Below are 13,831 nucleotides of genomic sequence, written 5' to 3'. Positions count from 1 at the left end.
GGGGCCTGTTCAATCCTCCAGTGGCTTAGGGGTTTTGTTGCCGGGCTTGGCGGGTTTGGTGCCCTTGGCTGGAGCGGCTGCAACAGGCTCCGGTTCCGCAGGGGCGGCAAGCTCCTTTTCCGCCATCGGCATCTGGTCGATGGCGCTGAAGAATTCCTTCAGGTCAAGGCTGTCCGGCGGCACGGTTTTCTCGAGTTTCTTCTCGCCGTCCTTGCCGATCAGAATCACTTTGGTGCCGCTGCCGACGCCGAGCTTGAGGGCACGGATCAGTGCGTTGGTTTCAGGCGGCGTGAGCTTTTTGCTGTCTTTGGGATCCTTGGCGAACTTCTCCCCTTCGGCACCAATGCTGCCGAACTTCACGGTGTAGAACACCATGCTGCGCTCTTCGAACGCCTGCTTGGTGGCAGCCTCTTCCAGTTGTTTCTTCAGCGTTGCCAGTGTCGGGTTTCCAGCATCAAGCTCCACGACCACCAGTGGGCGCGTCTTGCCCAATTCCTGCTTGAGCGGATTATCATCAGCGGCCAACAAAGGCCCCGTAAAAGCCATCAAGGTAGCCAGGGTCAGCGACCGGATGAGCATGCGCACCTCCTTTGAATTCCATGCAGGGTTCTTGAGTTTCATGTCTGCGACAGCCAAATTCAAGGATGATTCCTACACCACTTTGAGAAGCGTAGGTCAGGAAGCCCGCTACGCAAGGGCTTGGACAGTGGCTCGGTCATTGTTTCTTCCGGTTACGAGACCTTCCACTGCGGCCAATGCCGGGCAAAAACGGGGGCCACGACAGGGTCAGCGTCTACCCGCTCCAGGCTCTGCGCAAAGCCCGGCGCCAGGTTGCCGAGCACCTCACGCGCGTCGTCCCAACGCGACACCGCCGCCGCCATGATGCCCAGTGCATTCGGCGCGTTGCTCGGGGTAAACAGCTGGCCGGCAAACTGATCGGCAAACACGACCCAAGCCTGGCGCAGGTAGCGCCGTGTGCCGCTGACCAGTTGCGCTTGTTGCGCCTCATCGGCATTGCCCAACCAGCGTTGCGGGTAGTCGATGATGCCGATCGCCGAATAGCAGTTGGCGGCGATATACAGCAAGCCGCGCAGGATCTGCGCACGATCGCCGGCCAGCAATTCGGCCTTGGGATACTCCAGGCCCAAGTGGATCAGGATCGCGGCGCTTTCGGTCAGTACCTGGCCATTTGGAGTGACCAGGGTGGGGATCTGTTTGAGTGGATTGATACGTGCAAGCGCGTCGCTACCCTCGCCGTCCTGCCAGGAACTGGCCTGCACGCGATGCCACGGCACTGCGCAGCGCCGCAGGGCAATTTCGATCATGCAGGAGCCGGATTCGTCGGTGCCATAAAGGGTGTACATGGGCGTTTCCTCCTGAGCGATGGGCAATATCGAGCCTGTGGTCGATTAGCTAGAATAGCCCCATCTGCCCGCCTACCAGGGTACCGAAATCGTCATTCACGAACGGCAGGATTGCGTCAGCCACGGGCTGCAATTGGCGCGTGACGTAGTGGTCGTAGTCGATGGGTGCCCGCCGCACTTCCAGCGGTTCCGGGCCGTTGACGCTGATCACGTAGCTGATCCAGCCACCACGCTGATACTGGCGCGGGCGGCCCAGGCGGTCGTTGTACTCGTCTGCCAGGCGCGCGGCGCGTACGTGGGGCGGGACGTTGCGTTCGTAGTCGTGCAAGGGCCGGCGCAGGCGTTTGCGGTAGATCAACAACTCATCGAATTCGCCGCTCAAGGTACGCCGCACGTAGTCGCGTATGTAGTCCTGATGGGGTTGGCGGTGGAAGATGCGTTGGTAGAGTTCCTGCTGGAATTGCCGGGCCAGGGGCGACCAGTCGCTGCGCACGGTTTCCAGGCCTTTATAGACCATTTCTTCGCTGCCATCTTCGCGCACGACCAGGCCGGCATAGCGCTTTTTGCTGCCCTCCTCGGCGCCACGAATGGTCGGCATCAGGAAGCGACTGAAGTGGGTTTCGTATTGCAGTTCCAGGGCGCTTTGCAGGCCGTACTCGTTGCTCAGGTGCGCGCCACCAGTTGTTGACGTGCTGCACCAGCGCCAGGCCGATGCGATTGGCGTCCTGCGCAGAGTGCGCGCTGCCCAGCCAGACGAAGGTGGAGTCGGTGTCGCCGTAAATCACCTCGTACCCTTGGGCCTCAACCAGTGCACGGGTCTGGCGCATGATCTGATGCCCACGCAGGGTAATCGAGGACGCCAGCCGGGTGTCGAAGAACCGGCAGCCGCTGGAGCCGAGCACACCGTAAAAGGCGTTCATGATGATCTTCAGTGCCTGGGACAACGGCGCATTGCGTTCGCGCTTGGCCTCTTCGCGGCCTTCCGACACCCGCGTGACAATGGACGGCAGGCAATGCCGGGTGCGGGAGAAGCGCGCCCCGCGAAAGCCTTCCACCGAATCGCTGTCGTCGGGATGCTTGAGACCTTCGATCAAGCCCACCGGGTCGATGAGGAAGCTGCGGATGATCGACGGGTAAAGGCTTTTGTAGTCCAGCACCAGCACCGACTCATAGAGGCCTGGGCGCGAGTCCATGACAAAACCGCCGGGGCTGGCTTGGGGCGGTTTGTCGCCCAGGTTCGGTGCTACAAAACCCTGGCGGTGCATCAACGGCATGTACAGGTGGGTGAAGGCGGCCACGGAGCCGCCGTTGCGGTCGGCCGGCAACCCGGTGACGCTGGCCCGTTCCAGCAGGAACTTGAGCAACTCGGTCTTTTCGAAAATCCGCGTGACCAGTTCGCAGTCCTTGAGGTTGTAGCGCGCCAGGGCAGGCTTGTCCTCGGCAAACATGCGGTTGATTTCGTCCATGCGCTGGTACGGCGTGGAGATGTCCTTGCCTTCGCCGAGCAGGGTTTGCGCAACGTTTTCCAGGCTGAAGGATTCAAAACTCCAAGTCGCCGAACGCAGCGCTTCGATACCGTCGATGATCAGTCTTCCTGCCGCCGCCGCAAAGTAGTGATTGCGGCTGCCGTGTTCGCGCCAGGCCATGGCTTCACCGCCACGTCCCAGCAACAGCGGCACGTTCAGGCGTTGGGCGTGTTCGTGGAGTACGCGCAGGTCGAACTGCACCACGTTCCAGCCGATGATCGCGTCGGGGTCGAAAGTGGCCAGCCATTGGTTGAGGTGTTCGATCAGTTGAGCGCGGGTGTCGCAATAGTTGAGCTTGAAATCCACGGCGTCGGTTTTGTTCGGCGGGCCGAGCATGTACACCTGGCGTTCGCCACAGCCTTCAAGAGCGATGGAGTAGAGATCGCCCTGGGCGGTGGTCTCGATGTCCAAGGACACCAGCTTCAAGGGAGGACGGTAGTCGGGGGCTGGCTTCATTTGCGCGTCGAGCAAGGTGCCGCTCGCATCCGCAGTGCCGCCGAACCACACCGGGGCGGTGATAAAGCGCTCCATCATGTAGCGCTCGGGCGGCCGCACGTCACCTTCGTACACATCGACCCCGGCAGCGCGCAGGCGCTTCTCGATGTCCATCAACTGGCGGTGCTGGCGGGCATAGAGGCCCAGAACCGGACGGTGATGAAAGTCGCATAGCTGCAAGGGCCGCAACTCGAGATCGCGCTCCCCCTTGAGCAGCCAATCGAGTGGCTTGCGATGGGCCTCTGGGATGAACACCACCGAGGTCTGCACGGGTAGGCGAATGCACCTTGGCCCTTGGTCGGTGGCCAGCCAGAAGCTGACCTCCGTACCGGTCGGGGTATCGCGCCAATGCCGGGTCAGGACAAAACCCTGCTGTAAATCCACCGTACCGCACCTCAGGAATCGCTTTCAGGGCGTGATTCTACTCGGCATCCGTGCAAACGCCACCACCGACCGCTGTGTGCATGAAGGCCAGCAAATCAAGAAAAGGCATCGAGCTGAACGTGCTTTGTGAGCCCGTCAGCGGCCTGTCTGCCTAGCGGAGTGAAGACTGCCCTCCGGTGTGCCCCATCACCTTATTGGGGGCTTGCTCAGATAATTTTCGATATTGCTCATTTGCTCGTCCCAGCCACGGGAGTTCATCTTGAAGGCTTTCTGACGACGCGCTTCGGGCACCTTGTCAAAACCGGACTCGACGACCCGCAACAGGATGCCTGGGGCGCGATCTTCAATCGTGAACTCCACCAGCGTCGGTGCCTCTTTGTCATAGTCGACGCCCTCTTCCACTGCGAAAGGATGCCACCAGAAGGAAAACAGCGTTTGGGGCAGGATACGTTCGACCCTGGCCTTCCACACGACATGTTCATAACCTGGATAGGTAATCGGCGCTTCGATGGTTTCCCCAGCCACAAAGGTTTTACCCTTAAGCGCGATACCGAACCAGCGTCCAAATTGCTCGGCCTCCGTGAGAGCCTCCCAGACCTGTTTACGTGACGCATTGAGCAGGACTTTACGTTCGATGCGATCTAATACGTGCATAAGTCACCTCCTTCATTGAACAGTAGGCGACATCAATCAATGCGCAACCTTGCGTTGTGCGCGATGATGATGACCCCTCCTTGCCTGGCCATAGGTTATGACTGACCCACTGAATGGAAGTTGCTTGTGCAAAGGTGTGCGCTATCAAGTGGACAGCCTGGACATGCCCATCAGCCACTGCCACTGCGCAAGCTGCCGCAAGGCGCACGCGGCCGCGTTTGTTGCCACGGCCGGGGTGATGCGTGAACATTTTCGCTGGACACTCGGTGAGGAGCTGCTGTCGTCCTTTGAGTCTTCGCCGGGCAAATTCAGACATTTCTGCTCACGCTGCGGCTCACATCTGATCGCTGAACGTGGGCATCAGCCCCACGTGATCGTCCGGGTGGCGACGCTGGATGATGATCCGGGCGTCAGGGCCACCTCGCACATCTGGACGGCCCATGAAGTGTCCTGGCTGGCCTATGACGGCGTAGCGCGCTGGGATGAGTGGGCGGTTTGAGTCAAACCCTTGGGTCGCCGGGTGCCTTGGCCGGCGCTGCATATTGCGGCTTGAGATGGCCTTCCTGGTCGAGCAGCCAAGCATCCATGATCTGTCGCACCACAGGCCCGGCTACACGGCCGCCGGCCTCACCGTTTTCGATCATGACTGAAATCACGATTTTCGGGTGTTCGGCCGGCGCGAAACCGACGAACAAGGCGTTATCGCGATGCCGCTCCAACGTCTTGTTGCGGTTGTAGCGCTCACCCTGCTTGATCGCCACCACCTGGGCGGTACCACTCTTGCCGGCGATGCGGTATTGCGCGCCTTGCGCTGCCGCTCGGGCGATACCGCGGGGATCGTGCATCACCAATTGCATGCCGTGGTTGACCTGCTCCCAGTCACGCGGGTCCTTGAGGATCACGTTGGGCATTGGGTGCTCATCCACCGGTGGCACACCATTGATTGTCTTGGCCAGGTGCGGTCGGTTCCATACGCCTTTGTTGGCGATCAATGCCGTGGCCTGGGCCAATTGCAACGGTGTCACTTGCATGTAGCCTTGGCCAATACCGAGGATCACGGTTTCGCCTGGGAACCACGGCTGGCGTCGGGTTGCACGCTTCCAGGCCTGGGATGGCATTAAGCCGGCAGACTCTTCGAACATATCCAGGGACACTTTCTGACCCAGGCCGAACTCGGCCAGATAGTCGTGCAGGCGATCGATCCCGAGCTTATGGGCCAGATCGTAGAAGTAAGTGTCGTTGGAACGCATGATGGCCGCGTCCATGTCCACCCAGCCGTCACCACTGTGGTTCCAGTTGCGGTATTTATGGTCAAAGTCTGGCAACTGATAGTAACCCGGGTCGAACACTCGGGTTTGTGGAGTAACAACGCCACTGTCGAGACCGGCGATGGCCACTTCCGGCTTGATGGTTGAACCCGGCGCATAGAGCCCGCGTAGCACGCGGTTGAACAGCGGTCGGTCAATGGAGTCGTGTAGCGCAGCGTACTCCTTGAAGCTAATGCCTGTGACAAACAAGTTCGGATCGAAACTCGGTTTACTGACCATAGCCAGTACTTCACCGGTCTGCGGGTCCAGGGCGACCACCGAACCACGACGGTCACCCAAGGCCTCTTCGGCAGCTTCCTGTAGCTTGACGTCGAGGCTCAGGACGATGTTTTTACCAGGGATCGGATCGGTGTGCTTGAGCACGCGCAGCACACGGCCCTGTGCGTTGGTCTCTACCTCTTCATAACCGACATGGCCATGCAGTTCAGACTCGTAAAAACGCTCGATTCCGGTTTTGCCGATAGATTGGGTACCGCGGTACTCCACCGAATCAAGGGTCTTGGATTCCTTTTCGTTAATACGACCGACGTAGCCAATGGAGTGGGCAAAGTGCGCGCCCAGGGGGTAGTGGCGAACGAACTGTGGCTCCACGTCCACCCCTGGTAGACGGAACTCGTTGACGGCCAAAACGGCGATCTGCTCTTCGGTCAACTCGTAGAACAACGTGACGGGAACAAACGGGTGGCGGGCCTGCTTGAGCGCCTTATCAAACACCGCACGGTCTTCGGCAGGCAGATGCAGCAGATTGACGATTTCGTCCAGTTCACCCTTGAGGTCGGCTGTGCGCTCACGGGTGATGGTCAAGTTGTAACTCGGGCGGTTGTCGGCCAGGACCACACCATTACGGTCATAGATCAAGCCGCGAGTCGGTGTGATGGGCAGTACGTGGACCCGGTTGTTTTCCGAAATTGTGGAGTGATAGTCGTACTGCACGACTTGCAAAAAATACATACGCCCCACCAAGGCGCACGTGATCCCAATTACCAGCAATGCGCAGGCAAACAAACGTTTGTTGACCAAACGGTTTTCTTTTTCGTGATCTTTGATAGGTATTGGTTCAGGCATTTCTACAGCATCTCGTTGGAAAAGGTCGACGCCGCATCCTGCGGATAAAGATCAATCCTTGTGAAAATGTGCTGCACCATAGCAAAAATGCAGAAACACTTTGTATCGAATTCCCTCAACGGCAGCTTATTTAATGTTGCTGAAAGCGCTGGAATTTTCGAGCGCCCAAAACAAAACCCCAACTGCTTTCGCAATTGGGGTTTCGGAATTTAATCTTGACGATGACCTACTCTCACATGGGGAAACCCCACACTACCATCGGCGATGCATCGTTTCACTGCTGAGTTCGGGATGGGATCAGGTGGTTCCAATGCTCTATGGTCGTCAAGAAATTCGGGTACTGAGTCGTGGCCAGCTGGCCTCGCTTCAGCAAATTGGGTATGTGATAGATCGTGGTGTTTTGTGAGCGTCGAACTTTCGGTTCATTGCGTCTTCACACACCGCAATCTGGCCTTTCGACTCAAATTGCTTGGGTGTTATATGGTCAAGCCTCACGGGCAATTAGTATTGGTTAGCTCAACGCCTCACAGCGCTTACACACCCAACCTATCAACGTCGTAGTCTTCGACGGCCCTTCAGGGAACTCAAGGTTCCAGTGAGATCTCATCTTGAGGCTAGTTTCCCGCTTAGATGCTTTCAGCGGTTATCTATTCCGAACATAGCTACCCGGCAATGCCACTGGCGTGACAACCGGAACACCAGAGGTTCGTCCACTCCGGTCCTCTCGTACTAGGAGCAGCCCCTCTCAAATCTCAAACGTCCACGGCAGATAGGGACCGAACTGTCTCACGACGTTCTAAACCCAGCTCGCGTACCACTTTAAATGGCGAACAGCCATACCCTTGGGACCGGCTTCAGCCCCAGGATGTGATGAGCCGACATCGAGGTGCCAAACACCGCCGTCGATATGAACTCTTGGGCGGTATCAGCCTGTTATCCCCGGAGTACCTTTTATCCGTTGAGCGATGGCCCTTCCATACAGAACCACCGGATCACTAAGACCTACTTTCGTACCTGCTCGACGTGTCTGTCTCGCAGTCAAGCGCGCTTTTGCCTTTATACTCTACGACCGATTTCCGACCGGTCTGAGCGCACCTTCGTACTCCTCCGTTACTCTTTAGGAGGAGACCGCCCCAGTCAAACTACCCACCATACACTGTCCTCGATCCGGATAACGGACCTGAGTTAGAACCTCAAAGTTGCCAGGGTGGTATTTCAAGGATGGCTCCACGCAGACTGGCGTCCACGCTTCAAAGCCTCCCACCTATCCTACACAAGCAAATTCAAAGTCCAGTGCAAAGCTATAGTAAAGGTTCACGGGGTCTTTCCGTCTAGCCGCGGATACACTGCATCTTCACAGCGATTTCAATTTCACTGAGTCTCGGGTGGAGACAGCGCCGCCATCGTTACGCCATTCGTGCAGGTCGGAACTTACCCGACAAGGAATTTCGCTACCTTAGGACCGTTATAGTTACGGCCGCCGTTTACCGGGGCTTCGATCAAGAGCTTCGCGTTAGCTAACCCCATCAATTAACCTTCCGGCACCGGGCAGGCGTCACACCCTATACGTCCACTTTCGTGTTTGCAGAGTGCTGTGTTTTTAATAAACAGTCGCAGCGGCCTGGTATCTTCGACCGGCATGAGCTTACGGAGCAAGTCCTTCACCCTCACCGGCGCACCTTCTCCCGAAGTTACGGTGCCATTTTGCCTAGTTCCTTCACCCGAGTTCTCTCAAGCGCCTTGGTATTCTCTACCCAACCACCTGTGTCGGTTTGGGGTACGGTTCCTGGTTACCTGAAGCTTAGAAGCTTTTCTTGGAAGCATGGCATCAACCACTTCGTTATCTAAAAGATAACTCGTCATCAGCTCTCGGCCTTGAAATCCCGGATTTACCTAAGATTTCAGCCTACCACCTTAAACTTGGACAACCAACGCCAAGCTGGCCTAGCCTTCTCCGTCCCTCCATCGCAATAACCAGAAGTACAGGAATATTAACCTGTTTTCCATCGACTACGCTTTTCAGCCTCGCCTTAGGGACCGACTAACCCTGCGTCGATTAACGTTGCGCAGGAAACCTTGGTCTTTCGGCGTGGGTGTTTTTCACACCCATTATCGTTACTCATGTCAGCATTCGCACTTCTGATACCTCCAGCAAGCTTCTCAACTCACCTTCACAGGCTTACAGAACGCTCCTCTACCGCATCACTTACGTGATACCCGTAGCTTCGGTGTATGGTTTGAGCCCCGTTACATCTTCCGCGCAGGCCGACTCGACTAGTGAGCTATTACGCTTTCTTTAAAGGGTGGCTGCTTCTAAGCCAACCTCCTAGCTGTCTAAGCCTTCCCACATCGTTTCCCACTTAACCATAACTTTGGGACCTTAGCTGACGGTCTGGGTTGTTTCCCTTTTCACGACGGACGTTAGCACCCGCCGTGTGTCTCCCATGCTCGGCACTTGTAGGTATTCGGAGTTTGCATCGGTTTGGTAAGTCGGGATGACCCCCTAGCCGAAACAGTGCTCTACCCCCTACAGTGATACATGAGGCGCTACCTAAATAGCTTTCGAGGAGAACCAGCTATCTCCGAGCTTGATTAGCCTTTCACTCCGATCCACAGGTCATCCGCTAACTTTTCAACGGTAGTCGGTTCGGTCCTCCAGTTAGTGTTACCCAACCTTCAACCTGCCCATGGATAGATCGCCCGGTTTCGGGTCTATTCCCAGCGACTAGACGCCCTATTAAGACTCGCTTTCGCTACGCCTCCCCTATTCGGTTAAGCTCGCCACTGAAAATAAGTCGCTGACCCATTATACAAAAGGTACGCAGTCACCCAACAAAGTGGGCTCCCACTGCTTGTACGCATACGGTTTCAGGATCTATTTCACTCCCCTCTCCGGGGTTCTTTTCGCCTTTCCCTCACGGTACTAGTTCACTATCGGTCAGTCAGTAGTATTTAGCCTTGGAGGATGGTCCCCCCATATTCAGACAAAGTTTCTCGTGCTCCGTCCTACTCGATTTCATGACTAAGAGATTTTCGCGTACAGGGCTATCACCCACTATGGCCGCACTTTCCAGAGCGTTCCGCTAATCTCAAAGCCACTTAAGGGCTAGTCCCCGTTCGCTCGCCACTACTAAGGGAATCTCGGTTGATTTCTTTTCCTCAGGGTACTTAGATGTTTCAGTTCCCCTGGTTCGCCTCTTGCACCTATGTATTCAGTACAAGATAACCATCTTATGATGGCTGGGTTCCCCCATTCAGACATCTCCGGATCAAAGTCTGTTTGCCGACTCCCCGAAGCTTTTCGCAGGCTACCACGTCTTTCATCGCCTCTGACTGCCAAGGCATCCACCGTATGCGCTTCTTCACTTGACCATATAACCCCAAGCAATCTGGTTATACTGTGAAGACGACATTCGCCGAAAATTCGAATTTCTCAGTTAAGAGAACTCACAAATTTTACCTTAGCCTGATCCGTTACCAGTGAAAGTAACGTTCAGTCTATCTTTCTATCACATACCCAAATTTTTAAAGAACGAACTAGTCAAAGACTAGAAATCAACATTCACCATCACAACAATGGAATGCTCATTTCTAAGCTTTATACAAACAGAAGCAGTAGTGGTGGAGCCAAACGGGATCGAACCGTTGACCTCCTGCGTGCAAGGCAGGCGCTCTCCCAGCTGAGCTATGGCCCCGTATTTCTACAGGCGTTTCCCACACAAAATTGGTGGGTCTGGGCAGATTCGAACTGCCGACCTCACCCTTATCAGGGGTGCGCTCTAACCAACTAAGCTACAACCCTTTAGGCTGCTTCTTTCGTCTTCTTCAATGAATCAAGCAATTCGTGTGGGAACTTATGGAGCAGCTGATGTCGTCGATTAAGGAGGTGATCCAGCCGCAGGTTCCCCTACGGCTACCTTGTTACGACTTCACCCCAGTCATGAATCACACCGTGGTAACCGTCCTCCCGAAGGTTAGACTAGCTACTTCTGGTGCAACCCACTCCCATGGTGTGACGGGCGGTGTGTACAAGGCCCGGGAACGTATTCACCGCGACATTCTGATTCGCGATTACTAGCGATTCCGACTTCACGCAGTCGAGTTGCAGACTGCGATCCGGACTACGATCGGTTTTATGGGATTAGCTCCACCTCGCGGCTTGGCAACCCTCTGTACCGACCATTGTAGCACGTGTGTAGCCCAGGCCGTAAGGGCCATGATGACTTGACGTCATCCCCACCTTCCTCCGGTTTGTCACCGGCAGTCTCCTTAGAGTGCCCACCATTACGTGCTGGTAACTAAGGACAAGGGTTGCGCTCGTTACGGGACTTAACCCAACATCTCACGACACGAGCTGACGACAGCCATGCAGCACCTGTCTCAATGTTCCCGAAGGCACCAATCTATCTCTAGAAAGTTCATTGGATGTCAAGGCCTGGTAAGGTTCTTCGCGTTGCTTCGAATTAAACCACATGCTCCACCGCTTGTGCGGGCCCCCGTCAATTCATTTGAGTTTTAACCTTGCGGCCGTACTCCCCAGGCGGTCAACTTAATGCGTTAGCTGCGCCACTAAAAGCTCAAGGCTTCCAACGGCTAGTTGACATCGTTTACGGCGTGGACTACCAGGGTATCTAATCCTGTTTGCTCCCCACGCTTTCGCACCTCAGTGTCAGTATTAGTCCAGGTGGTCGCCTTCGCCACTGGTGTTCCTTCCTATATCTACGCATTTCACCGCTACACAGGAAATTCCACCACCCTCTACCATACTCTAGTCAGTCAGTTTTGAATGCAGTTCCCAGGTTGAGCCCGGGGATTTCACATCCAACTTAACAAACCACCTACGCGCGCTTTACGCCCAGTAATTCCGATTAACGCTTGCACCCTCTGTATTACCGCGGCTGCTGGCACAGAGTTAGCCGGTGCTTATTCTGTCGGTAACGTCAAAATTGCAGAGTATTAATCTACAACCCTTCCTCCCAACTTAAAGTGCTTTACAATCCGAAGACCTTCTTCACACACGCGGCATGGCTGGATCAGGCTTTCGCCCATTGTCCAATATTCCCCACTGCTGCCTCCCGTAGGAGTCTGGACCGTGTCTCAGTTCCAGTGTGACTGATCATCCTCTCAGACCAGTTACGGATCGTCGCCTTGGTGAGCCATTACCCCACCAACTAGCTAATCCGACCTAGGCTCATCTGATAGCGCAAGGCCCGAAGGTCCCCTGCTTTCTCCCGTAGGACGTATGCGGTATTAGCGTCCGTTTCCGAACGTTATCCCCCACTACCAGGCAGATTCCTAGGCATTACTCACCCGTCCGCCGCTCTCAAGAGAAGCAAGCTTCTCTCTACCGCTCGACTTGCATGTGTTAGGCCTGCCGCCAGCGTTCAATCTGAGCCATGATCAAACTCTTCAGTTCAAACATCTTTGGGTTTTTAAGAAACCCTAAACTTGGCTCAGCAATCGTTGGTTACATCTTTGATTTCTCGCGGAGTAACTTGTGATGCTGATAATCTTGTTGACTATCAGTCTGACTCCACAAGCACCCACACGAATTGCTTGATTCAGTTGTTAAAGAGCGGTTGGTTAAGATCTTTCGTCTCAACCGAGGCGCGCATTCTACAGCAGCCTCATTTGCTGTCAAGTGGTTATTTTCAGAAGATTTCGAAGGTTTCTTCAACAACTTCAACCACTTGCGCTTGCGATCTCTCGTAAGCGGGAGGCGAATTCTACAGCGTTACACGCTGCTGTCAACACCTCTTTTTCAACTTCCTTTTGGCTTCGATGAACTGAAGCAACTTGCTGCCGAAAACTGCGTAACTCATTGTTTACCAAGGAGTTTTCCGTTTCGACTGCGCCGGAAGTGGGGCGAATTATAGGCTTCCAGAATCTGCCGTCAACCCAATTATTCGGTTTTTCTATCAAATACCTCAAAAACCCGATATCCCCACTATATAGACAGCTACAAGTCAGTATTTGAGCAATATATTGCTCATTCGTTGACAGTTAAGCATCATAGCGCCAGGTATTTATCGATCATGACTTCGGAAGAACTACCGCAATGACCACCCCACCTCGCAGCCTGGCATCCGTATTGTTTCCGATCGGCCTGCTATTGATCGCCATGGCGTCCATCCAATCCGGTGCGTCATTGGCCAAAAGCATGTTTCCTATTGTTGGCGCACAAGGCACCACTGCTCTGCGTTTGATTTTCGCCAGTGTGATCATGCTGGTGCTATTACGCCCATGGCGCGCCACGCTGACAGCCAAGTCCTTGCGCACGGTGATCATTTACGGGATGGCGCTGGGCGGCATGAACTTCCTCTTCTATATGTCCCTTCGCACCGTACCGCTGGGGATTGCCGTAGCACTCGAATTCACAGGCCCGCTTGCCGTCGCTATCTATGCCTCGCGCCGAGCTGTCGACTTCCTGTGGATTGCCCTGGCTATCATCGGCCTGCTGCTGTTGATTCCGACGGGCGAGGCCAGTAGCGGTATCGACTGGGTCGGCGCGGCGTACGCACTGGGCGCAGGCGGATGCTGGGCCCTGTATATTTTGTTCGGCCAAAAGGCTGGGAACGACAATGGTGTTCAGACCGCCGCACTCGGCGTAATGATTGCCGCCCTGTTCGTCGCACCGATCGGCATCGTGCATGCGGGCGCCGCACTGCTGACGCCCGCCCTGATCCCTATCGCCATTGGCGTCGCGATTCTGTCCACCGCCTTGCCCTACACCTTGGAGATGGTGGCACTGACTCGCCTCCCTGCTCGCACCTTCGGCACGCTCATGAGCATCGAACCGGCGTTCGGCGCCCTCTCCGGCCTGCTCTTTCTGCATGAGCACTTATCCCTGGCCCAATGGCTGGCCATCACCTGCATTATCCTGGCTTCCGTAGGCGCCACGTTGACGATGCGCAACGAATCCAAACCACTGGTGCCTGCCGACTGATCATCTTTAAAGCCAGCTCTGGTATTTGCCGCTCATTTAGGCCATGTTTAGACCGTAACCGAATGTCAT

At 55.6% G+C, this 13,831-nt stretch carries 6 protein-coding genes, 2 tRNA genes, 3 rRNA genes and 1 pseudogene; 2 read left to right on the top strand and 10 right to left on the bottom strand.

The window, feature by feature from the left end:
- Positions 1 to 9: 9 nt before the first annotated feature.
- From CLM72_RS10310 to CLM72_RS10295, 4 genes and pseudogenes are all read right to left on the bottom strand, one after another.
- Positions 10 to 579, bottom strand: a complete 570-nt coding sequence (locus CLM72_RS10310) for a DUF4174 domain-containing protein (RefSeq protein WP_105226350.1) — start codon at positions 577 to 579, stop codon at positions 10 to 12.
- A 152-nt stretch (positions 580 to 731) separates the two neighbouring features.
- Positions 732 to 1,364: a glutathione S-transferase family protein gene (locus CLM72_RS10305; protein WP_105226349.1), complete on the bottom strand. Its 633-nt coding sequence runs from the start codon at positions 1,362 to 1,364 to the stop codon at positions 732 to 734.
- Positions 1,365 to 1,413: 49 nt separating this feature from the next.
- A pseudogene (locus CLM72_RS10300) lies at positions 1,414 to 3,769 on the bottom strand (DNA polymerase II).
- 186 nt (positions 3,770 to 3,955) lie between these two features.
- On the bottom strand, positions 3,956 to 4,423 hold the full coding sequence (locus tag CLM72_RS10295) for an SRPBCC family protein (protein WP_105226348.1): 468 nt from the start codon (positions 4,421 to 4,423) through the stop codon (positions 3,956 to 3,958).
- A 97-nt stretch (positions 4,424 to 4,520) separates the two neighbouring features.
- Between CLM72_RS10295 and CLM72_RS10290 the strand changes: the two genes are divergently transcribed.
- Positions 4,521 to 4,922, top strand: coding sequence for a GFA family protein (locus CLM72_RS10290; protein ID WP_105226347.1), 402 nt, complete (start codon positions 4,521 to 4,523; stop codon positions 4,920 to 4,922).
- Between the two features lies 1 nt (position 4,923).
- Here CLM72_RS10290 and mrdA read toward each other — a convergent pair whose 3' ends face one another.
- From mrdA to CLM72_RS10260, 6 genes are all read right to left on the bottom strand, one after another.
- Complete coding sequence (gene mrdA / locus CLM72_RS10285) at positions 4,924 to 6,816, bottom strand: penicillin-binding protein 2 (protein WP_054898205.1); 1,893 nt, start codon at positions 6,814 to 6,816, stop codon at positions 4,924 to 4,926.
- 213 nt (positions 6,817 to 7,029) lie between these two features.
- A 5S ribosomal RNA gene (gene rrf, locus CLM72_RS10280) occupies positions 7,030 to 7,145 on the bottom strand.
- Between the two features lie 151 nt (positions 7,146 to 7,296).
- A 23S ribosomal RNA gene (locus tag CLM72_RS10275) occupies positions 7,297 to 10,188 on the bottom strand.
- A gap of 247 nt (positions 10,189 to 10,435) precedes the next feature.
- A tRNA-Ala gene (locus CLM72_RS10270) sits at positions 10,436 to 10,511 on the bottom strand.
- A gap of 30 nt (positions 10,512 to 10,541) precedes the next feature.
- Positions 10,542 to 10,617: transfer RNA gene (locus CLM72_RS10265), tRNA-Ile, on the bottom strand.
- 78 nt (positions 10,618 to 10,695) lie between these two features.
- Positions 10,696 to 12,232, bottom strand: a 16S ribosomal RNA gene (locus tag CLM72_RS10260).
- The 16S, 23S and 5S rRNA genes sit together here with 2 tRNA genes alongside, the layout of an rRNA operon.
- 642 nt (positions 12,233 to 12,874) lie before the next feature.
- On the opposite strand from CLM72_RS10260, the gene rhtA reads away from it, so the two are divergent.
- Positions 12,875 to 13,762 (top strand): threonine/homoserine exporter RhtA, encoded by an 888-nt coding sequence (rhtA, locus tag CLM72_RS10255; protein ID WP_105226346.1) that lies wholly within the window; start codon positions 12,875 to 12,877, stop codon positions 13,760 to 13,762.
- The last annotated feature ends 69 nt before the right edge of the window (positions 13,763 to 13,831 follow it).

The organism is Pseudomonas sp. MYb193 (genome assembly GCF_002966775.1).
Taxonomy (GTDB): domain Bacteria; phylum Pseudomonadota; class Gammaproteobacteria; order Pseudomonadales; family Pseudomonadaceae; genus Aquipseudomonas; species Aquipseudomonas paracarnis.
This window is presented reverse-complemented; position numbering and strand designations above follow the sequence as displayed.